Origin of the sequence: Azospirillum ramasamyi, assembly GCF_003233655.1 — a bacterium.
Taxonomy (GTDB): domain Bacteria; phylum Pseudomonadota; class Alphaproteobacteria; order Azospirillales; family Azospirillaceae; genus Azospirillum; species Azospirillum ramasamyi.
Genome location: NZ_CP029829.1, coordinates 1,116,691 through 1,136,979, shown reverse-complemented (window position 1 = coordinate 1,136,979; position 20,289 = coordinate 1,116,691). Strand labels below are relative to the sequence as shown.

17 protein-coding genes are annotated in these 20,289 nt (G+C 68.3%); 10 read left to right on the top strand and 7 right to left on the bottom strand.

Translation table 11 applies throughout. The features are described 5' to 3' along the window. Nucleotides 1-31: 31 nt before the first annotated feature. Entirely contained in the window at nt 32-826 is a 795-nt protein-coding gene (locus DM194_RS05250) for a glycosyltransferase (protein WP_111066254.1), read from the bottom strand. Further along, nucleotides 823-3,690: an SLBB domain-containing protein gene (locus DM194_RS05245; RefSeq protein ID WP_246024295.1), complete on the bottom strand. Its 2,868-nt coding sequence runs from the start codon at nt 3,688-3,690 to the stop codon at nt 823-825. Before DM194_RS05245 ends, DM194_RS05250 begins: the two co-directional genes overlap by 4 nt. Before the next feature lie 277 nt (nt 3,691-3,967). Between DM194_RS05245 and DM194_RS05240 the strand changes: the two genes are divergently transcribed. Then, nucleotides 3,968-5,032 carry a histone deacetylase family protein gene (locus DM194_RS05240; protein WP_281280301.1) on the top strand — a complete coding sequence of 355 codons (1,065 nt, stop codon included), beginning with the start codon at nt 3,968-3,970 and terminating at the stop codon, nt 5,030-5,032. Between the two features lie 88 nt (nt 5,033-5,120). Beyond that, a complete protein-coding gene (locus DM194_RS05235) occupies nt 5,121-5,696 on the top strand; it encodes a putative metalloprotease CJM1_0395 family protein (protein ID WP_111066252.1) in 576 nt (191 codons plus the stop codon). A gap of 50 nt (nt 5,697-5,746) precedes the next feature. Here DM194_RS05235 and aguB read toward each other — a convergent pair whose 3' ends face one another. Further along, a complete protein-coding gene (aguB, locus tag DM194_RS05230; protein ID WP_111066251.1) occupies nt 5,747-6,655 on the bottom strand; it encodes an N-carbamoylputrescine amidase in 909 nt (302 codons plus the stop codon). 542 nt (nt 6,656-7,197) lie between these two features. Here aguB and DM194_RS05225 point away from each other — a divergent pair. Further along, nucleotides 7,198-7,716 (top strand): MarR family winged helix-turn-helix transcriptional regulator, encoded by a 519-nt coding sequence (locus tag DM194_RS05225; RefSeq protein ID WP_111066250.1) that lies wholly within the window; start codon nt 7,198-7,200, stop codon nt 7,714-7,716. Between the two features lie 38 nt (nt 7,717-7,754). On the opposite strand, the gene DM194_RS05220 is transcribed toward DM194_RS05225, so the two are convergent. Beyond that, nucleotides 7,755-9,062 carry a pentapeptide repeat-containing protein gene (locus DM194_RS05220; RefSeq protein WP_111066249.1) on the bottom strand — a complete coding sequence of 436 codons (1,308 nt, stop codon included), beginning with the start codon at nt 9,060-9,062 and terminating at the stop codon, nt 7,755-7,757. A 189-nt stretch (nt 9,063-9,251) separates the two neighbouring features. Between DM194_RS05220 and phoU the strand changes: the two genes are divergently transcribed. Next, nucleotides 9,252-9,971, top strand: a complete 720-nt coding sequence (gene phoU, locus DM194_RS05215; protein WP_111066248.1) for a phosphate signaling complex protein PhoU — start codon at nt 9,252-9,254, stop codon at nt 9,969-9,971. Nucleotides 9,972-10,245: 274 nt separating this feature from the next. Beyond that, entirely contained in the window at nt 10,246-12,507 is a 2,262-nt protein-coding gene (locus DM194_RS05210) for an anthranilate synthase (RefSeq protein ID WP_111066247.1), read from the top strand. A gap of 48 nt (nt 12,508-12,555) precedes the next feature. Here DM194_RS05210 and DM194_RS05205 read toward each other — a convergent pair whose 3' ends face one another. Beyond that, nucleotides 12,556-13,932, bottom strand: coding sequence for an ATP-binding protein (locus tag DM194_RS05205; RefSeq protein WP_111066246.1), 1,377 nt, complete (start codon nt 13,930-13,932; stop codon nt 12,556-12,558). Beyond that, complete coding sequence (locus tag DM194_RS05200) at nt 13,929-14,630, bottom strand: response regulator (protein ID WP_111066245.1); 702 nt, start codon at nt 14,628-14,630, stop codon at nt 13,929-13,931. The genes DM194_RS05205 and DM194_RS05200 overlap by 4 nt, the downstream gene beginning before the upstream one ends. A gap of 169 nt (nt 14,631-14,799) precedes the next feature. Between DM194_RS05200 and DM194_RS05195 the strand changes: the two genes are divergently transcribed. After that, a complete protein-coding gene (locus DM194_RS05195) occupies nt 14,800-15,093 on the top strand; it encodes a hypothetical protein (protein ID WP_111066244.1) in 294 nt (97 codons plus the stop codon). A gap of 21 nt (nt 15,094-15,114) precedes the next feature. On the opposite strand, the gene DM194_RS05190 is transcribed toward DM194_RS05195, so the two are convergent. Next, nucleotides 15,115-15,627 (bottom strand): MarR family winged helix-turn-helix transcriptional regulator, encoded by a 513-nt coding sequence (locus DM194_RS05190; RefSeq protein ID WP_111066243.1) that lies wholly within the window; start codon nt 15,625-15,627, stop codon nt 15,115-15,117. Nucleotides 15,628-15,941: 314 nt separating this feature from the next. Here DM194_RS05190 and tpiA point away from each other — a divergent pair, with 314 nt between their 5' ends. From tpiA to DM194_RS05170, 4 genes are all read left to right on the top strand, one after another. Beyond that, complete coding sequence (gene tpiA / locus DM194_RS05185; protein ID WP_111066242.1) at nt 15,942-16,697, top strand: triose-phosphate isomerase; 756 nt, start codon at nt 15,942-15,944, stop codon at nt 16,695-16,697. Between the two features lie 187 nt (nt 16,698-16,884). Further along, nucleotides 16,885-17,241, top strand: coding sequence for a preprotein translocase subunit SecG (gene secG, locus DM194_RS05180; RefSeq protein ID WP_111066241.1), 357 nt, complete (start codon nt 16,885-16,887; stop codon nt 17,239-17,241). Between the two features lie 286 nt (nt 17,242-17,527). Continuing rightward, a complete protein-coding gene (locus tag DM194_RS05175; protein WP_111066240.1) occupies nt 17,528-19,159 on the top strand; it encodes a CTP synthase in 1,632 nt (543 codons plus the stop codon). Between the two features lie 298 nt (nt 19,160-19,457). Further along, nucleotides 19,458-20,153: a dienelactone hydrolase family protein gene (locus DM194_RS05170; RefSeq protein WP_111066239.1), complete on the top strand. Its 696-nt coding sequence runs from the start codon at nt 19,458-19,460 to the stop codon at nt 20,151-20,153. Nucleotides 20,154-20,289 lie beyond the last annotated feature (136 nt).

The following is a 20,289-nucleotide window of genomic DNA, read 5'->3' as shown; positions in this document are numbered from 1 at the left end:
GGTGGAAGTGGGAAGTCGGAAGCGAAAGACATTAAATTTCCGGGCGCCGGAAACGTAATTTCGCGTAGGCCGTGGGAAAATGATGGCGCACTGCCAGCGCGATCCATTGTAGTGCGGAAATCGCCGCCGCGCGCATTGGGCTCTGCCCCAAATGCATGCGTCGGATCGACTCCTGTTCTCGCCGGCCCGTGGCGGCGTTGCGTTGCGACAGGCCGCCGGGGGCGAACAGGCATACGGGCCAGCGCAGCCGGACCGCAGGACCGCGACCCAGGGTGGCGAGCGTGAAGGCGTAGTCCGACGCGATCCTGAAAGCGGGATCGAAGTGAAGACCCGCGAGGGCCGATACGCTGTAGATCATGGCCTGATGGTGCGTGAACATGCCGAAGGCTGCCCAACGATGGGATCGCGCGCGTTTCAACAGGATACGTCCGTCGCCCTGTCGTTCCAGCGCATCGCCGTAGAAAAGGGCGGCGTCGGGACGGCGGCCGGCGGCCTGCAGCAACCGGACGGCGCAGTCCGCCGCGGCCAGCCGGTCGCCGGCATTCAGGAACAGCACATGGCTGAAGCCGAGGCGCCGGGCGGCATCGAGCCCGTCGTTCATCGCCGCATAGATCCCGAGATCCGGGGCGGACCGCCACCAGACCGGCGGATCGCCGCGCTCCGCCAGCCATTCCGCGGTTCCGTCGGTGGACCCGCCATCGGCGACCAGCCAGGCGATTCGCGGTCCCAACTGCCCCCGCAAGCTGTCATGGGTGTCGATCAAGCCGGCGAGGTCGTTGCGGACAACGGTCAGGATGGCGAGGCGGTGAGGGGGAGCCGTGGTCATCGCGCGATCACCGAAACGGAAGCGGCGGTGATGGCGAGCTGGCTCAGGATGTTGCCGAAGGTCTTGGCGACGTCGAGTCCGTCATAGGGCCGCGGGTCGCGCGGCACCACCAGGATGGAGCCGGGCGGAATCGTCTCCACCCGATGGTTCCAGGACGACACGGCCAGCGGACGCGCCCGGCCGTCGGGCAGAATCAGGAAGCTGCGGCCGGTATCGGCATCGCGGGTCGGCCCTCCGGCCTCGCTCAGGTAATCTTCCGCGCTCTTGCCGCTGACGAATTGTGCGGCGGTGGGGTGCAGGACCTCGCCGGCGACGGCGACAGTCAGCGGGCGCTTTGGGATCACGATCCGGTCGTCGGGCTCCAGCAGCGGATCCAACTCGGGTCGCTGGCGCAGAACCGCGGGATCCGCCTCCACCACCACGCGGCCGAGCGGTTCCGCACCGCGAAGCTGGGCGGCGAGCTGCCGGGCCAGCGCGACATTCTCCGCCTTCACCGGCTCGCCCTTTTCCACCTCCAGCGCCAGCGTGCGTTCCAGTTCCCGCGCCTGACGCTGGAACTGCTCCTTCTCGCGGCGGCGCTCGCTCTCGCGGGTCAGGACGGCTCCGGCGGGATAGGCATCCTCCAGCAGGCCGCCGGCCCGTGCGATCAGGGAGGACAGCGTCTCGTTGCGGCCGATGTCGTACCGGCCGGGCCGGCGCACCGCCCCTTCGATGGCGACGGCGCGCGACTCCAGCGCCTGGGGCCGCGGATTGATCCGCAACGCGTCGCCGATGCCGGCCATGCGTGCTCCGTCGCGGCCGAGATCGACGATGCTGCGGCTGCCGGTCGCGGCCGTCAGTTCCGCCGCGGCCGGATCGGCATCGGCCGACAGCCCGCCGGCGACGGCGACCAGCGCGGACAACGGCGTGCGGTCGGCGACGGGATAGCCGCCGGGATCGCGGACGGCGCCGCGCACCTGCACCGACCGCTCGCCGATCAGCGCGACGATGGCGGGATCGAGCAATGCCGCCAGCATCGGCGGTTCGTCCGCCTCCTCTCCCTCGGCCGATTCGGCGGAATTGGCGATCGTGCCGGCGTCGGCCGGTTTCACCAGGCTGCGAATGTCGTCGATGGCAAACAGGTGGATGCGGTCGCCGTCGGCAAGCCCACGGTCGGCGCGCCCGGCGGCCACCTCCTGCGGGGAGAATGGCAGATAGGCCCGGGTCAGGCTGCGCCGGTCATAGCGCTCGACGATCCCCAGCAGCGGATAGACGTCGCGCTTCAGGGCCTTGCCCTCGGCCAGAGCGCCGCGCAAGGTCGTTCCCGCGGTCAGGCGGCGCGTGCCGGGGCGTCGGACATGGCCCATCAATTCGTATTGCGGCGCATCCGATTCGACGATGGTCTCGCGGGCGCCCGCGCCAGCCTCGTTGGCGGCGCCCGCGACCGGATAGAAACCGGGACGCGGGACGCCGGACAGCCGGAGCACGGCGTGGCGGAGGGCCAGGGGAAGCAGGTCGGGCACCGCGACGAACAGCGGCGGGCAGGGCGTGCGTGAGCCGGTCAGACCGGCGGCGGCGCGCGCCTGCGGACCGGTGGCGAGCCGACCGGCGGGTTCCGCGGCAAGGTGGCGGGCCAGCGCGACCAGACCGAGGCAGGCGTCCTCCGGCGGCTGCCGCTCGCCACGAAGCAAGGCCAGCACCGGCTCCGCAGTCAGGAAATCGATATCCTCCGCTCCCAGCACATAGAGGATGTCGCCCTCGGCCAGCCGGCGGCGGTCGCGCCCGTTCAGCACGGCGGAGAGATCGACCGGACGGAGGGTCCGCGAGCCCGTGCCGGGGTCGCTGGTCTCCAGCGCAGCGAAAGGCAAATAGGGGGCGGGGCGCAGGTCGCTGCGGGAGAGCAATCCGCCGAGCGTCCCCGCCGGGGGAAGGGCGCGCGCGCCGGGGCGCAGGACATGTCCCTCCAGCCGCACGTCATTCCGGCGGTCCTCGCGCAGCGGCGAAAGCAGCAGCAGGTCGCCGTCGCCGAAGCGGCGGGCATTGGCGTCCGCGATCTCCTCTGTCGTTTCCTCGCCGGACGGACCGATGCCGAATCGCAGCAGCCGGGCGCGGCCGGGCCGCAACGCGCCGCCGGCCAGATCGCGCAGTTCGGTGGCCGACAACCGAGCGCCGCCGGGCGGCAGTTCGTAGATGCCCGGCCGCTTGACCGGTCCGGCGATCCCGACCGTGGCGCCCAGCGGGGGAACGAACAGGCGGTCGCCGTCGCGCAGCGGCTGGTCGGCGTTGCCGGCATCCCCGGCAAGTTGCAGGGCATACAGGTCCACGATGATGCCGCCGCCGGCACGCATCAGTCGGATGGCACGCAAGCTGCCGCTCCGCTCCACCCCGCCGGCCGCCGACAGGGCGTCGAGAGCGGTGGCGAACGCGCTGACCTCCTGCCGTCCGGGACGCCCCACGGCGCCGGTGACCACCACGCCGATCCGCCGCACCTCCGCCAGGGTGGCGAAAGCCTCGGTGTTGGGCCAGGTCGCGGCGACCGCAGAGGCAAGCTCCCGCCGGAGGGCGTCCAGCGACAGGCCCGCGGCGGTGAGCGGGCGCAGGTCGTCCACCACGAGCTGGCCGTTGCGGTCGATGGCGAATCGCTTGCTGGATGACTTCTGGCCGCGGAGGGTCACCGTCACGGCATCGCCGGTATTCAGCACATAGTCGCCCTGCACGGCACCGGGCGCACTCTCGCCGGTCGCCACCGGCTCGCGGGCGGGGGTGAACAGGTCGTAGCCGAACTGACGCAGCGGTTCGCCGGCGCGGGCGGAAAAGGCGGCTTCCAGAGGAGAGGCGGAAGGCGGCGAATGAGGATCGCTTCGCGTCGGCCCGGCAGCCAACACGGCGCACGCCCACAGCAAAAGCACCGTCCCCGGTGCCAACCGGACGAATATCCTGCACACAGAGGCCAGCATCGATGATGAATATCCCGCGATTCACTCGCTATAGGCGAGAAAAAACCGAATAACACTATCGGGGGCAATCGGTCTGATGGCAATGGTCAGCATTCGGGGCGCCATGCGAAAGGGCGGCCTCCCTGCACCGGCGGGTGGGGATATGATGAGCCGTCCGTCAGTCGCGCCGCCGCGGCGAGACCGTGGAACGGCAAATCACCGGCAGATGGCCGGAAAACACAAGGATGTCAGTGCCGTGATCGTCATCCACAGCGAAGAGCACCGGCTGCAGGCCGGTCGGTCCGAACTTAACGACGGACAACTCGTCCCCTGCTACGAGAAGCCGGCGCGTGCCGACATCGTGCGGGCGCGGATCGAGGCGGTGGGGCTCGGCCCCATCGTCGAACCCACCCGTCACGGCCTCGCCCCATTGGAGCGGGTGCATGACGCCGGCTATCTCGCCTTCCTCCAAACCGCCTGGGACGATTGGGTGAAGGAGCATGGCGAGGACATCGACGCGCTGCCGCTGAACTGGGTGGCGCCGGGCATGTCACGGCGGCGGGTGCCGCGGTCGATCGACGGGCGACTCGGCTTCTATTCCTTCGATGCCGGAACGCCGATCACCGCCGGCACCTGGCGGGCGGCGACCGCGGCGGCGGACTGCGCGCTGACCGGCGCCGACCGGCTGCGGGGCGGCGACCGCAGCGCCTTCGCGCTCTGCCGCCCGCCGGGGCACCATGCCGGGCATGCCTTCTACGGCGGCTACTGCTTCCTGAACAATGCGGCCGTCGCGGCGCAGTCCCTGCGCGACGGCGGGGCCGCGCGGGTGGCGGTGCTGGACGTCGATTACCATCACGGCAACGGCACGCAGGAAATCTTCTGGGAACGCGGCGATGTGCTGTTCGTGTCGATCCACGCCGATCCGCTCGACGAGTTCCCCTATTTCTGCGGTCATGCCGACGAGACCGGGACCGGGGCGGGCGAGGGGGCGAACCTGAACCTGACGCTGCCCTGGGGCACCGACTGGGCCGGCTACGCCCAGGCGCTGGCCGCCGCTGCGGACCGAATCCGGGAGTTCGGGGCGGATGCCCTGGTGCTGTCGCTTGGGGCGGACACCTATGGCGGCGATCCGATCTCCCGCTTCCGGCTGCTGTCGGAGGATTTCCTGCGCATGGGGGCCGCCATCGCCGGCATCGGCCTGCCGACGCTGTTCGTGATGGAGGGCGGTTATGCCGTCGACGACCTGGGCGTGAACGTCGCCAATGTGCTGACCGGCTTCGCGCGGGCTTGAGCGGAACAGCGGGGAACGAAACGGCCTTACCGTTGCCGGTGCGGCCGATTCGTCCTAAATTGAGCGGAAGACCGGACCCTTCTTGAGGATGTGGACGGTGGCCGCCGACCTTTCCATCTCCAGCCTGTCCATCGGGACCAGCGCCATCCCCCCGCGCAACCAGCCGTCGCGGGGCCAGGGGACGGGTGCGTCCGGCGCGAAGGAGGGCGGCTCCGCCGGGCCGACCGACACGGTCGCCCTGTCCGATGCGGCCCGGCAGCAGGTCCAGAAGCTCAAGCAGATCGACGCGAATGTCCGCCAGCACGAGGCGGCGCATCAGGCGGCCGGCGGCAGCCATGCCGGCGGCGCGTCCTTCACCTACACGCGCGGGCCGGACGGCAAGACCTACGCCACCGCGGGCGAGGTGCCGATCGACGTCAGCACCGAATCGGAGCCGGCCGACACCGTCGCCAAGATGGAGCAGGTGAAGGCCGCCGCCCTCGCTCCCGCCGACCCGTCGCCACAGGACATGCGCGTCGCCGCCCAGGCCGATGCGGCGAAGTTGCAGGCGCAGGCGGAGCAGCGCCGGCAAGAGGGGGACTCCCCGGCCGGACGTGCCGCCGCGGCCTACGGAGCGGCACAGTCCCTGGGCTATGCCCAGTCCGGCACGGGATTGACCATCTGATTCCGGCGGTCATTGACGGCGGCGGCGCAATGGGAATGCCGCCGCGACGATCAGCGCCGCGGCGTGGTTTCTCCATCCAGCGTCAGCAGGGCGCCGTACAGTTCCGGACGGCGGTCGCGGAAGACGCCCCAGGAGGCACGCTGGGCCGCGATGCGGTCGAGGTCGAAGGTCGCGGTCAGCACCGTACGGCTCTCGCGGTCGGCCTGCGCCACGATCTCGCCCTGCGGCCCGGCGATGAAGGACGAGCCGTAGAAGGTCAGCGCGCAGCTTTCCCCCTGCTCAACCCCGACGCGGTTGGACGCGACCAGCGGCATCAGGTTGGCGCCGGCATGACCCTGCATCACCCGGGTCCAATGGCCCTGGCTGTCAATCGAGCTATCCTGCGGCTCCGACCCGATGGCGGTCGGATAGAAAAGGATTTCCGCCCCCTTCAACGCCATGATGCGGGCGGTCTCCGGGAACCACTGGTCCCAGCAGATGGCGCAGCCGACCGTCGCGTAACGGGTCTTGAACACCGGAATGCCGGTGTCGCCGGGGCTGAAATAGAACTTCTCCTGATAGCCCGGCCCGTCGGGAATGTGGGACTTGCGGTAGATGCCCAGCAGGCTGCCGTCCGCATCGACCATGGCCATGGAGTTGTAATAGGCGTTGCGCGCCTTTTCGAAGAAGCTGACGGGGATCACCACCGACAACTCGCGCGCCAGCGACCGCATCCGCTCGATCACCGGATGGCCTTCGGCCGGGGCGGCGAGTTCGAACAGCGACTGCTTCTGGTCCTTGCAGAAATAGGGCGTCTCGAACAGTTCCTGCGGCAGGATGATCTGCGCGCCCTTGGCGGCCGCCTCGCGAATCAGCGATTCGACGCCGTCTACGTTGGCGGCACGGTCCCAACTGCAGGCCATCTGGGTGGCGGCGACGGTGACGGTACGGGACGAGGGGACGGTCGGCGAAGCGGTCATTGCGGTCGCTGGCTCCTGTTGCGGCAACTGAGGCGATTGACGTCTGTGTGACCGAAGGTCGCGGCGGACACAAGCGGCGGAGAGGGAGTTTGTTGGATTTTAGCGAAATGTTCACATTTCATCGGCGCGGCAATTCGATCTTGCAAATAAAACCGATCTAAAAAGCAAACTTCGTGCTCTTCACCATATGGGGATATGGCAATCCGCGCCTCATCTGAAAAGTTCGACTGCACACAAAGCGGCTATGCACCGTATACGGTCCGCCGTTCTGCTTAAGTCGAACGGGATTCGCCGATCCCATGACAGACATATCATTGCATGCCTGCGGTCGACGGCCACGCAATTGATTTGCGCTTTGCACACAGCACGTTATGATTGGATGACACAGCCAAGACCATTCGTGTCAAGGTGGTATCGCCAGGACGGCACGGATCCGGCCGACGCTATGGCGTCAGGTATCCCGACGGGCAACCGCCCGGCGCTTGCACCCGGTGGGCGGGAATGGTTGTTGGATCGGTAACGACGGCAGAGAGATTGTCGGTATGGAGGCGTCTGTCAAGGGGTGGGAGCCGGAGCGCCCCGACGGTTCGGAGGATGCAGCCGATGCGTCCGACGGTGCATTATCGTTCGTCGTCCGTGAAGTGAACCGCGCATTCGCCCGCGCTCTGCAGACGCGCATCGCACGGTCGGGCGTCAGCATGGGACAGTGGTTTTTCCTGCGCGCCCTGTGGGAGGAAGACGGCCTGACCCAACGCGAACTCAGCCACCGCGTCGGCATGATGGAGCCGACCACCGTCACCGCCGTCAACGTGATGGAAGGGCAGGGGCTGGTCCAGCGGGTGCGCAACTGCCATGACCGCCGTAAGATGAACATCTTCCTGACCGACAAGGGCCGAGCGCTCCGCAATTCGATGATGCCCAGCGCGTCGGAAATCGGGCAGCTCGCCATTCAGGGCATCTCGCCGGACGAGTTGGAACTGACGCTGGACGTGCTGCGCCGCGTCGGTGCGAACCTCAACGCCGCCGCCGCGGCGCCCACCCGCGGCGGCGCGGACGAGTAATACCGCCGGGCGTAAGTCGGACCTTACCCCCGGCGGCTTCAATCGTCGTCCGGGTCGGGCGGCGGCGGCAGGCTGGCGCCGGTCAGGTTGGCTCCGGTGAATTTGGCGTCGCGGATGTTCGCGTCGCTCAGGATCGCGCCGGTCAGGTTGGCGTTGGCGAAATCGCAGCCGGACAGGTTGGCGCCGCGCAGGTTGGTACGGATGCAGGACGCGTTGGTCAGCCGCGCGCCGGTCAAATTCGCCGCCCATAGCCGGCCGGTCGGCTGGCCGTCCGGCCCCTTGATGTCGACCCAGCCGATGCCGGCCCCGTCCAGCCGCACCCCGTCCATGTTGGCGCCGCGCAAGGTGGCGCCATCCAGGATCGCGCCGCCGAGGTCGGCGCCGGCCAGCACCGCCTCGGAGATGTCGCACATGATCAGCAGCGCCTCGCGCAGCTTGGCGCCGCTGAGGTTGGCGCGCTTCAGGTTGGCGCCGGACAGATTCACGCCCGATAGGTCGATGTGGCTGAGATCGGCGCCGGTCAGGTCGGCGCGGGCGCCCATCGTGCCGTTGGTGTTGATCCAGGTGTAGTGGCTGTGCAGGGCCTGCTGGATCTGGACGGAGAAATTGTCGGCCGACCGCGCCAGATTGGCGCCGGTGGTGTCGGCGCCGGCCAGATCGGCCCCCTCCAGTTTGGCGCCCTGCAGGTCGGCGTTGCGCAGGTTGGCGCCGGCCAGCATCGCGCCGGTCAGATTGGCGTCGCGCAGAACCGCGCCCTGCAGGTTCACGCCGGACAGGTTGCTGCCGCGCAGGTCGGCGCGTGCGAGATTGCAGCTCTTCATGCTGGCGCGCATCAACGTGGCGCCGGTCAGCAGCGCGCCCTCGCAATCGGCGCCGTTCATCGACACATCGGTCAGATCGGCGCCCGACAGGTTGGCGTTCGTCAGCGACGCATCGTCGAAATCGCTGCCGGCCAGATCGGAGCGGACGAAATCCAGCCCCTTGCCGCCGCCTTGCCCGCCATAGAGCAGGGCGCCGCCGCGCAGGTCGGCCTCCTTCAGGATGGCGCGCTTCATCTTGGCGCCGCGCATATGGGCGCCGCGCAGGTCGGCGCGGTACAGGTTGCAGCCCGACAGATCGGCCTTGGTCAGATGGGCGGCGAACAGGTCCGCGGTGCTGAGATTGGCGTTGGACAGGTCGCAATGGGACAGGTTGGCGCCGGACAGCTTGCCCTGAGCCAGGTTCACCCCGGACAGGTTGGAACCCTCCATGTTCGCCATGGTCAGGTTGGCGCGCGAACCGCCCGACTTGTTCTTCAGCCAGCGTTCGTGCTTTTCCAGCACGGCAACCAACTCGTGCGGCGTCATCGGTCCTGTCCGGTCTGTCTGGTTGCGTGGTCAATCGATAGACCAGTGTCCGGAAATAATCTATGCCAAAGGTTAAGGCCACCACCAGTGCACGTCCGGTGCGCCGGCGGCTTGGCACGGCGGCGCCCACGCCCCATCTGCGAAGGCGTCGGGCGCCGGACCGCCTGTCACAGCAAGGAGTTTGGGAATATGTCGGGTGGACACACGCTTGCGGCTTTCGACACCGAACTGGAGGCGCTGCGCACCGCCATCGACCGCATGGGCGAACTGGTGGAGCGGCAGGTCGGGCTTGCCCTCGATTCGCTGGCCGGTCTGGATGCCGAAATCGCGGGCGAGGTGCTGAAGGGCGACGCCGAAATCGACCGGCTGGAGATGGAGGTGGAGGCGATGACCGTCCGCCTGATCGCTCTGCGCCAGCCGATGGCCAAGGATCTGCGCGAGATCGTCGCGGCGTTGAAGATCGCCTCCAACCTGGAGCGGATGGGCGATTTCGCCAGATCCGTCGCCAAGCGGGCGGTCACGCTGTCCACCCTGCCGGTTGCGCCGCCGGTCGCCTCGCTGGTCCGGATGGGCCGCATGGTGCAGGTGATGATCGGCGACATGCGCCGCGCCTACATCGAACAGGACGCCGATCTGGCCGCCGCCGTCCGCGACTGCGACGGAGAGGTCGATGCGGCCTATACCGCGCTGTTCCGGGAATTCCTGACCTACATGATGGAATCGCCGGCCCAGATCACCGGCTGCACCCATCTGCTGTTCGCCGCCAAGTCGATCGAGCGCATCGGCGACCATGCCACCAACGTGGCGGAGAATGTCAGCTTCCTGGTCAAGGGCCGCTTGCCGTCGGACGAGCGCCGCAAGGAGGACCACAGCAGCTACGCCGTCGCTCCGCCGCCGGAAGGAACGTGAACGCCGGGGCTTGACAGCCGGTGGCGGCATGTGGTGCGCTTGGGGCATGAACATGTCCTCGCCCCTCCTGTCGCAGCATTGGTGGCGGCCCGTCTCCAACGGGCCGGCCTGGCGACGCGTGTGAACGTGGATTGACGACAAAAGGCCGCCCGGTGCATCCGGAGCGGCCTTTTTCCTGACCCGGCAGCGGGTCGTCGAACGGAAAAGACGGACAGGCAGGCGGAAGCACCGTGCGGCGTCACCGACAAGACGCCCGAACCGGAGCCCCGCCGCCATGACGCCCTCCCACCTGTATCCCTCCCATATCTTCCTGGCCGATCCTGCATTCCTCGACCCGTTTTCCGCCCTCACCGGCGGCGGGCTGGGGCTGCGCCGCACCTCAGAGCCGGTGGGGATCGCCGACGCGCTCGACACGCTCGCCACCGCGCTGGACGAGCGGCGCGGCCTGTTGCTGTCGGGTGGGGTTGAGGCGCCCGGCCGCTATCGCCGCCAGGCCATGGGCTTCGTCGATCCGCCCCTGTCGGTGACCGCCCGCGGCCGGACGGTGCGGATCGACGCGCTGAATCCGCGCGGACGCCTTCTGCTGCCCGCCATCGCCGGGGCATTGGACGGGCATGAGGCGCTGGCCGGGCTGGAGGTGACGGCCGGCCGCATCACCGCGCTGGTCCGCCGCCCGGCCGGCGTCTTCGCGGAAGAGGAGCGCAGCCGGCAACCGTCGGTGTTCAGCGTGCTGCGGGCGCTGATGGCGCTGTTCGACTGCCCGGACGAACCGTTTCTCGGCCTCTACGGCGCCTTCGGCTACGACCTCGCCTTCCAGTTCGAGCCGGTCCGGCGCCGGCTTGAGCGGCCCGACGACCAGCGCGACCTCGTGCTGTATCTGCCGGACCGGCTTCTGGTCGTCGATCACGGTGCCGGGGTTGCGCGCCGCTTCGCCTATGAATTCGTCGTGAATGGCGTTTCCACCGAGGGAGCCGCCGGCGGCGGCCGGGTCCATGCTTATCGCCCGGATACCAACGCCGCCGCGGACTGCGACCATGCGCCCGGCGAGTACCAGCAGGTGGTGCGGGCGGCGAAGGAGGCCTTCCGTCGCGGCGACCTGTTCGAGGTGGTGCCCGGCCAGACCTTTGCCGAGCCCTGCGCCGACACTCCCTCCACCATCTTCCGCCGCCTGCGCGCCGCCAATCCGGCGCCCTACGAGGCGTTGATCAATCTGGGCGACGGCGAGTTCCTGGTCGCCGCCAGCCCGGAGATGTATGTCCGCGTCGGCGCCGGCCCCGCGGCCGGCCGGGTGGAGACCTGCCCGATCTCCGGCACGGTGGCGCGCGGCGCCGACGCGCTGGGCGATGCGGCGCAGATCCTGACGCTGCTGAACTCCGCCAAGGATGCGGCGGAGCTGACCATGTGCACCGATGTCGACCGCAACGACAAGGCGCGGGTGTGCGAGCCCGGCTCGGTCCGCGTGGTCGGCCGGCGGATGATCGAGCTGTACTCGCGCCTGATCCACACGGTGGACCATGTGGAAGGGCGGCTGCGCGACGGCTTCGACGCTCTGGACGCCTTCCTGACCCACAGCTGGGCGGTCACGGTGACCGGCGCGCCGAAGCGCTGGGCCATGCAGTTCCTGGAGGACACCGAGCGGTCGCCGCGCCGCTGGTACGGCGGAGCCTTCGGCCGCATCGGCTTCGACGGCGGCATGGACACCGGCCTGACCCTGCGCACCATCCGCATGAAGGACGGGGTCGCCTTCGTCCGTGCCGGCGCGACGCTGCTGTCCGACAGCGACCCGGAGGCGGAGGACGCCGAATGCCGCCTGAAGGCCTCCGCCTTCCTCGACGCGGTGCGGGGGGAGAGGGCGTCGCCGCACCTGACGCTGGTTGCCGCCGCGGCGGCGTCGGCCGTCCCGCGGAGCGGGGAGGGGCGGCGCGTGCTGCTGGTCGACCATGACGACAGCTTCGTCCACACGCTGGCCGACTATTTCCGCCGGACCGGCGCGACGGTGACGACCCTGCGCCACACCCATGCGCGGACGGCGCTGCGCGACGACCCGCCCGACCTGCTGGTTCTCTCGCCGGGGCCGGGGCGTCCCGCCGATTTCGACGTCGGCGGCAGCATAGGCGCGGCGCTGGACCTCGGCGTCCCGGTGTTCGGCGTCTGCCTGGGCCTGCAGGGTATGGCGGAGAGCTTCGGCGCGACGCTCGACCGCTTGCCGGAGCCGATGCATGGCAAGGCGTCCTCCCTGGTCCACCAGGGCTGCGGGCTGTTCGAGGGGTTGCCGCAGGGGATGCGGGTGGGCCGCTACCATTCGCTGGTGGCGAAGCGCGACAGCCTGCCGTCCGAGTTGCGTGTGACGGCGGAGACGGCGGACGGAACGGTGATGGCGATCGAGCACCGGACGCTGCCGCTGGCCGCCGTGCAGTTCCACCCCGAATCGATCCTGACGCTCGACGGCGGTCATGGGCTGGCGCTGATCGACACCGTGATGGCGAGGCTGGCCCGGCGTGGCGGCGCGCAGCCGGACAGGGAGGCGGCGGCCTGAAAGAGGAAGGCCGGGGGAACGCGGCGCCGTCCCGTGCCCCCGGCTCGCTCAGACCGGCAGACGGATCACCGCGCGCAGGCCGCCATAGGGGCTGTCGTCCAGCGTGATGTCGCCGCCATGGCTGCGCGCCACATCGCGGGCGATGGTCAGCCCCAGGCCCGAGCCGCCGGTATCCAGGTTGCGGCTGCTGTCGACCCGGAAGAAGGGCTTGAACACGTCTTCGCGCAGATAGTCGGGGATGCCGGGGCCGTCGTCGTCGATGGTGATCTCGATCACCCCCTCCTTCCGCTCGGCCTTGACCCAGGCGGTGCCGGCATGGCGGCCGGCATTGACCAGCAGGTTGGCGATGCAGCGCCGGATTGCGTTGGGGCGCAAGGGCACCACCAGACCCTCCGGCGCCGTCAGCGTCACCTCCGTCCCGTCGCGCCGCGCACCGGCGGCGACCTCTTTCAGGAGGCGGGTCATGTCGGTCGGCTGCACCGCCTCCGTCCCCTCCCCGCGGGCGAAGGCGAGATAGCCCTCGATCATCTGCTCCATCTCGGCGACGTCGGCCTTCAGCTCCTCCACCTCGGGGTCGAGGTCGGGATGCTCGATCATGTCCAGCGCCAGCTTCATCCTGGTCAGCGGGGTGCGCAGGTCGTGGCTGACGCCGGCCAGCATCTCCGTCCGCTGGTTCATCTGGCGCTGGATGCGTTCGCGCATCAGCAGGAAGGCCGAGGCCGCCTGCCGCACCTCCGTCGCCCCTTCCATCTTGAAGTTGGAGACGTCGCGGCCCTTGCCCAGCGCGTCGGCGGCGATGGCCAGCCGCTTGATCGGGCGGATCTGGTTGCGCATGAACAGGATCGCCACGGCGAACAGCACCACGGCCGACCCGACCATCCACAGGATGAAGATGTAGCTGGTCGGCGTGAACAGGCGCCTCTCCGGTGACATCACCGACAGCACCCCGTCGGCCATCTGCACCCGGATCTCGTACCACTCCCGCGCGACGCGGGTGTTGATGGCGAAGGGGCGGCCGATCCGTTCGTCCAGCGCCTTGCCGAGCGTGCGCTCCAGCAGGCCGCTCAGCCGGCGGCGTTCATCCGGCAGGGTCTGCCCCGGCTCCAGCGTGACGATCAGGTCGGTGGTGCGGGCGACGGTGGCCAGCGTCCAGTCACGCCCTTCCTGCGAGGGATCGTGCTCGATCATGGCGATCACGGTGGCGATGTCGCCGGCCACGGCATAGGCCAGCCGGTTGGTCACCGTGTCCCAATGGCGGTCGTAGAAGATCCAGGTCGCCACCGCCTGGGCTAGGATCACCGGCGTGACGATGATCAGCAGCGTCCGGCCGAACAGGGTGCGCGGCAGGAACCGTTTCAGGAACGGCGTGCGCCGCCGCCGTTCGGCCCGCCGGGCCGCGACGCCGCGGTCCGATGCCGCCGTCAAGGATCGGGCCTCAGCACATAGCCCTCGCCCCGGACGGTGTGGAGGTAGCGCGGCTCACGCGGATCGGCCTCGATCTTGCGGCGCAGGCGGGTGACCTGCACGTCCACGGTACGGGCGTTTCCGGCGACCTTGCTGCGCTCCGTCAGCTCCTCGCGCGTGAAGGTGACGCCGGGGGAGGCGGCGAGGATGCGCAGCAGGCTGGCCTCCGCCGTGGTCAGGCGGATCACCTCGTCACCGTGGCGCAGCTCGTCCCGGTCGGGCAGATAGGTCAGGGGGCCGAGCCGCACCGGGGCGGCGGGCGGAGCCGCCGGTTCCGGCGCGCGGGCGGCCTGCCGTCGCAGGATGGAGTTGATGCGCAGCAGAAGCTCGCGCGGGTTGAAGGGCTTGGCGAGATAGTCATCGGCCCCGGCCTCCAGCCCGGCGATCCGGTCGTCCGGCTCGTCGCGGGCGGTCAGCAGCAGGATCGGCAGGTCGCGCTCGCGCCGCAGCGATTCGGTGAGCGACAGCCCGGATTCACCCGGCATCATGATGTCGAGCACCAGCAGGTCGAAGGCCAGCCCGCCCAGCTGCGCGCGGGCATCCGCGGCGTCGCGCGCGGTGCTGACCAGAAAGCCGTTGCTGGCGAGGTACTTGCGCAATAGCTCGCGCAGGCGGGTGTCGTCGTCGACGACCAGGATGTGGGGCTGATCTTCGGTCATGGCGCCGACTATAACGCCTGTCCCCGCAATCGACATAGCGGCACCATGCGTGACACTTCGTGGGTGCGCATGGCGGGCAGGCGTGTAAGCGGTTGGCCGTTTCGTCCTCGTTCCGTGTTAACCTCCATATGCCCTCCTCTGAGGGCCGAGAGACACAGGAGCGATCACGATGGCCTACGACCACAGGTCCAACGACCCCCGGGACCTGGACGCCCAAGACCTCGCCGAAATGACCCGCAACTTCCTGGCGAAGGGCGGCAACATCGTTCAATGTCCGCCGGGTGCTTCCGAAAACGTGGTGTACCGCAAGGGCGGCTTCCGCCGCCGCGCCCCCAACGACGCGAAGGCCGCCGCCGACAAGCCGGCGGACGTCAATGCCCCGGAGGCCGGCACCGCTGAGGCCGGTTCCAAGGAAGCCGGACCGGCGGCGCCGGAAACGACGACGGAGCCGAGCGCCGTCTGAAGCTGTTGCAGCGTTTCGTTTTCAGCGTTTCGCGGCAAGACGGGCAGGGGGAACGGGCGGTGCGAATTTAGCCCGGTCCTCCTCGTCCAGCATGCCCATCATCACCTTGCGGAATCCCTCCACCGCCTCCGCGCCGGCCATGCGGTAGGCGCGGGCGATGCGCTGGCGCTGGGTCTCGGACAGTTGCCGCTCCAGCTCCACGCCCTTTTCCGTCAGTTCCAGCAGACGCTGCCGCCGGTCGCGGGCGCCGGTCTGCTGGTCGATGAAGCCCTGGCGCACCAGTTCGCCCAGCACGCGCGAAAGGCTCTGCTTGGTGATCTTCAGAATCGCCAGCAGTTCCGAAACGGTGATCTTGGGATAGCGGCCGACGAAATAGATCACGCGGTGGTGCGCGCGGCCGAAGCCGATCTCCGCCAGAATTTCATCCGGTTCGGCAGTGAATTCGCGATAGGCGTAGAAAAGCAGCTCCATTCCCGTACGGAGTTCCTCCTCGCGGAGGAAGAGCTGGTTCACGCCTGCTTTCAGGTCAGCCATGGCGACGCGGTTGGTTCGATTTATTCTAATTAGGACAGCGGCTCAGACATAAACAATCGTACGTCCGGTTACAAGAACAAGCTCATTCACGAAAGCGGCTTTTCCTCCGCCGCTCGGGAGTTGCCGATGCGGCTGCAGATCGGTGTGCAGGGCATAGGCGGGATGCCACACGATGTCCCTTAAGGCCAGCGCGGGCGGATGCGCCGGTCGGGCGGGTGGAAATTCGGCGGCAGGCTTGCTATGGGCTGTGGTCACGAGAGGCCAAGAACGTTCCACAAGCTCCCATATAAAGCCGAGACAAGAAGGAAACGACCATGACCGCACGCCGGAAGCTGATCGCCGGAAACTGGAAGATGAACGGGTTGAAGGCCGACGGGCTGGAACTCGCCTCCGACCTCGCCGGGCGGCTGAAGGGCGCCGGACCGGTCGCCTTCGACATGCTGGTCTGCCCGCCCTTCCCGTTGCTGTTCCCGGTGGGGGAGGCGATCGCCGACAGCCCGCTGGCGCTGGGCGGCCAGGATTGCGCGCCGAAGACCTCCGGCGCCCACACCGGCGACGTGGCCCCGACCATGCTGAAGGACGCCGGCTGCCGCTTCGTCATCCTCGGCCATTCCGAGCGCCGAGCCGACCATGGCGAGAGCGACGCCGTGGTCAACGCCAAGGCCGCCGCCGCCCATAAGGAGGGTCTGGTCGCCATCATCTGCGTCGGCGAGACCGAGGCGCAGCGCGATTCCGGCCAGGCGAACGCCGTGGTGTTGGGCCAGCTCGCCGGTTCCATCCCCGCCGGTGCGAATGCCGGGAACACCGTCATCGCCTATGAGCCGGTCTGGGCCATCGGCACCGGCAAGACCGCGACTCCGGACGACGTGAAGGCCATGCATGCCCATATCCGGGCCGAGCTGGCCGGCAAGATCGCCGATCCGGACAAGGTGCGCATCCTCTACGGCGGCTCGGTCAAGCCGGGCAACGCGGCGGAGTTGATGGCGGTGGACAATGTCGACGGCGCGCTGGTCGGCGGCGCGTCGCTGAAGGCCGACGACTTCTGGGCCATCGCCACCGCCTGCCGCTGATACCCCGGTCGCATGCGACATGGCACCATACGGTGCCAGCCATGCCGCCAAAGGATACGGCCTAGGTATTTTGGCGCTGGCATATCGCGCGGCTCCGCGGTACAAACAATGGGCGCGCGCCACGGGCCCATAAGACGGCCTGTGGCGCGCTATTCGATTTTTGGGATGGGTGTGGGGTGAGCATCGCATGGAATCGGTGATTCTGGTAATTCACCTGCTGATCGCCATCGGACTGGTCGGCGTGATCCTGATCCAGCGGTCGGAAGGCGGCGGGCTCGGTATCGGCGGCGGCACCATGGGCGGCATGATGAGCACCCGTGGAACGGCCAATCTGCTGACGCGGACCACCGCCATCCTGGCGGCCTGCTTCTTCGCCACCAGCATCTTGCTGGCGATCCTGGCCGGCGGGCATTCCCGCCCGACGTCGATCATCGACAGCCTGCCGACGGCTCCCGCTCCCGCGGCTCCGTCGCAGTCGAACGCTCCGGCCGCCCCGGCGCAGCCTGCCGCTCCGGCCCAACCCGCGCCGCCGGTGGCCCAGTAAAGGGTCCATCCCAGCAGCGCACGGGTACGAGCGAACAGCGAGGCGGCCTCCCCGAAGCCGCCTCTTTCTTTTGAGGGCCGACGTTCGCGACGCCATGTCTCGGCGGCGACCCTTCGGGGGACGTTGAACATCTCTCCCCTATGGGGAGGCGGACATTCCCTTCCCTTTGGGGAGAAGGACTATTCCGTCCCCTCTGGGGGACCAGGACAATTCCGTCCCCTCTGGGGACATCGGCAATCCGTCCCCCACGGGGACATGGAACAGCTCTCAAGCTCTTCGGACGGACATGACTCGCTACATCTTCATCACCGGTGGCGTCGTTTCTTCGCTGGGCAAAGGTCTGGCGTCGGCGGCGCTTGGGGCGCTTCTCCAGGCGCGCGGCTACAAGGTGCGCCTGCGCAAGCTGGACCCGTACCTGAACGTCGACCCCGGAACGATGAGCCCCTACCAGCACGGCGAGGTCTTCGTGACCGACGACGGGGCTGAGACGGACCTGGATCTCGGCCATTACGAGCGCTTTACCGGCGTGTCGGCCCGCAAGGGCGACAACATCACCACCGGCCGCATCTATTCCACCGTGATCGCGAAGGAGCGTCGCGGCGATTACCTGGGCGGCACCGTCCAGGTCATTCCGCACATCACCGACGAGATCAAGGAGTTCATCCGCGCCGACGCCACCGACGAGGACTTCGTCCTGATCGAGATCGGCGGCACGGTGGGCGACATCGAGTCGCTGCCCTTCCTGGAGGCGATCCGCCAGTTCGGCAACGAGGTCGGTCAGGAGAATGTCCTCTACATCCACCTGACCCTGCTGCCCTACATCCCGACCGCCGGCGAGCTGAAGACCAAGCCGACCCAGCATTCGGTGAAGGAGCTGCTGAGCGTCGGCATCCAGGCCAACATCCTGCTGTGCCGCGCCGACCGTCCGATCCCGGAGAACGAGCGCAAGAAGATCGCGCTGTTCTGCAACATCCGCCCGGAGCGGGTGATCGCGGCGCTCGACGTCGATTCGATCTATCAGGTGCCGATCAGCTACCACGAGGAAGGGTTCGACACCCAGGTGCTGAGCTATTTCGGCCTGCCGGTCGACAAGGAGCCGGACCTGTCGCGCTGGACCCGCATCATGGAGCGGGTGCGCAAGCCGCAGGGCGAGGTCACCATCGCGGTGGTCGGCAAGTACATCAGCCTGCTCGACAGCTACAAGTCGCTGGCCGAGGCGCTGACCCACGGCGGCATCGCCAACAACGTCAAGGTCAACCTCGACTGGATCGATTCGGAGATCTTCGAGGATGACGACGCGGCGGTGAAGCGGCTGGAGAACGTCCACGGCATCCTGGTTCCGGGCGGCTTCGGCTCGCGCGGGACGGAAGGCAAGATCCGTGCGGCCAAATTCGCCCGCGAGCGCAAGGTGCCCTATTTCGGCATCTGCTTCGGCATGCAGATGGCAGTGATCGAAGCCGCCCGCAACATGGCGAAGATCGCCGATGCCGGATCCACCGAGCTGGGCAAGCCGGGCAACCCGGTCGTCGGCCTGATGACGGAGTGGATGCGCGGCAACACGCTGGAGCGCCGCGGCGAGGCCGGCGACTTGGGCGGCACCATGCGCCTGGGCGCCTACCCGGCCAAGCTGCTGGAAGGCAGCAAGGTCGCCGAGGTCTATGGCACCACCGACATCTCCGAACGGCACCGTCACCGCTATGAGGTGAACGTGTACTACAAGGAGAGTCTGGAGCGCTGCGGCATGAAGTTCAGCGGCCTGTCGCCGGACGGGGAACTGCCGGAGATCGTCGAGATCCCCGACCATCCCTGGTTCATCGGCGTGCAGTTCCACCCGGAACTGAAGTCCAAGCCCTTCGAGCCGCACCCACTGTTCACCTCCTTCATCAAGGCGGCGATCGACCAGAGCCGGTTGGTCTGAGGACGTATCTGCCCCTCCCTGACCCTCCCCAAGATACGGACCGGCCTTTTGCCGGCCGAGAGCGCGGGAGGGTCGGGGAAGAAGCGGCGACGTTTGGGATTTTGCACTTGAATACCGCCCCGCCCCCAAAAGGCGGGGCGTTTCCATGTCCGTTATCCTACGCATTCAGGCGGCGAGAACTGCCGCGAGCATGACGGTTTCGTCGCCGTCGGCGTCGGGTTCTGACGAAAGGCGGGGTGACCGGAGCCGAGTCCGCTCCATATCAGGGTCGGATTGGCAACGGGAGGATAAGAACGCCATGTCCGAGGTGATGATCGATGCCGCCGATGGCGGCCGCTTCTCGGCTTATGCCGCCGAGCCCAAGGTTACTCCGGCCGGCGGGCTGGTGGTGATCCAGGAGATCTTCGGCGTCAACGCGGTGATGCGCGAGTTGTGCGACTGGTACGCCTCGCAGGGCTTCCTCGCGGTGTGCCCCGACCTGTTCTGGCGCCAGCAGCCGGACGTACAGTTGACCGACAAGACCGAAGCCGAGTGGAACCAGGCTTTCGCCCTGATGAACGGCATGGACCAGGACAAGGCCGTCGAGGATCTGAAGGCAACGCTCGCCTGGGTGCGGGGACAGAAGGGCTGCACCGGCAAGGCCGGCAGCGTCGGCTATTGCCTGGGCGGCCGGCTGGCCTTCCTGATGGCGGAGCGGTCGGATTCGGACGCCAATGTCGGCTATTACGGCGTCGGGCTGGAAGGGCTGCTGGGCGAGGCCGGCAAGATCGGCAAACCGCTGCTTCTGCATATCGCCGAGAAGGACAAGTTCTCCAGCCCTGACAAGCGCGACGCCCTGCTGGCCGGGGTGAAGGACAACAAGTGGGTGACCGCCAAGGTCTATCCCGGCATGGACCACGCCTTCGCCCGGCTGGGCGGCGAGCATTACGACGCGGATGCGGCCGAAGAGGCGAACCGCCTGACGGTGGAGTTCTTCCGGACGCATCTGGGGTGAGGCGATAGCTTCCTGAATGTCCCGGCCCCCTAAACTCCCCCTCGGCGGGGAAGGTTAGGGGGCCATTCGGCGGGCGGCTGAGTGGCTTGCAGCCCGAGGTGCCGCCCGCCATTGACCATCCCTCCATTTAATGGGA

Coding starts and splice junctions, on each gene's coding strand:
- aguB (WP_111066251.1), bottom strand. CDS start 6,655: ATGACCGCTTCGCCGACCGTCCCCTCGTCCCGTACCGTCACCGTCGCC.
- DM194_RS05250 (WP_111066254.1), bottom strand. CDS start 826: ATGACCACGGCTCCCCCTCACCGCCTCGCCATCCTGACCGTTGTCCGC.
- DM194_RS05200 (WP_111066245.1), bottom strand. CDS start 14,630: ATGACCGAAGATCAGCCCCACATCCTGGTCGTCGACGACGACACCCGC.
- secG (WP_111066241.1), top strand. CDS start 16,885: ATGGAATCGGTGATTCTGGTAATTCACCTGCTGATCGCCATCGGACTG.
- DM194_RS05220 (WP_111066249.1), bottom strand. CDS start 9,062: ATGACGCCGCACGAGTTGGTTGCCGTGCTGGAAAAGCACGAACGCTGG.
- tpiA (WP_111066242.1), top strand. CDS start 15,942: ATGACCGCACGCCGGAAGCTGATCGCCGGAAACTGGAAGATGAACGGG.
- DM194_RS05190 (WP_111066243.1), bottom strand. CDS start 15,627: ATGGCTGACCTGAAAGCAGGCGTGAACCAGCTCTTCCTCCGCGAGGAG.
- DM194_RS05170 (WP_111066239.1), top strand. CDS start 19,458: ATGTCCGAGGTGATGATCGATGCCGCCGATGGCGGCCGCTTCTCGGCT.
- DM194_RS05175 (WP_111066240.1), top strand. CDS start 17,528: ATGACTCGCTACATCTTCATCACCGGTGGCGTCGTTTCTTCGCTGGGC.
- DM194_RS05225 (WP_111066250.1), top strand. CDS start 7,198: ATGGAGGCGTCTGTCAAGGGGTGGGAGCCGGAGCGCCCCGACGGTTCG.
- DM194_RS05240 (WP_281280301.1), top strand. CDS start 3,968: ATGGCCGGAAAACACAAGGATGTCAGTGCCGTGATCGTCATCCACAGC.
- DM194_RS05235 (WP_111066252.1), top strand. CDS start 5,121: ATGTGGACGGTGGCCGCCGACCTTTCCATCTCCAGCCTGTCCATCGGG.
- DM194_RS05195 (WP_111066244.1), top strand. CDS start 14,800: ATGGCCTACGACCACAGGTCCAACGACCCCCGGGACCTGGACGCCCAA.
- phoU (WP_111066248.1), top strand. CDS start 9,252: ATGTCGGGTGGACACACGCTTGCGGCTTTCGACACCGAACTGGAGGCG.
- DM194_RS05210 (WP_111066247.1), top strand. CDS start 10,246: ATGACGCCCTCCCACCTGTATCCCTCCCATATCTTCCTGGCCGATCCT.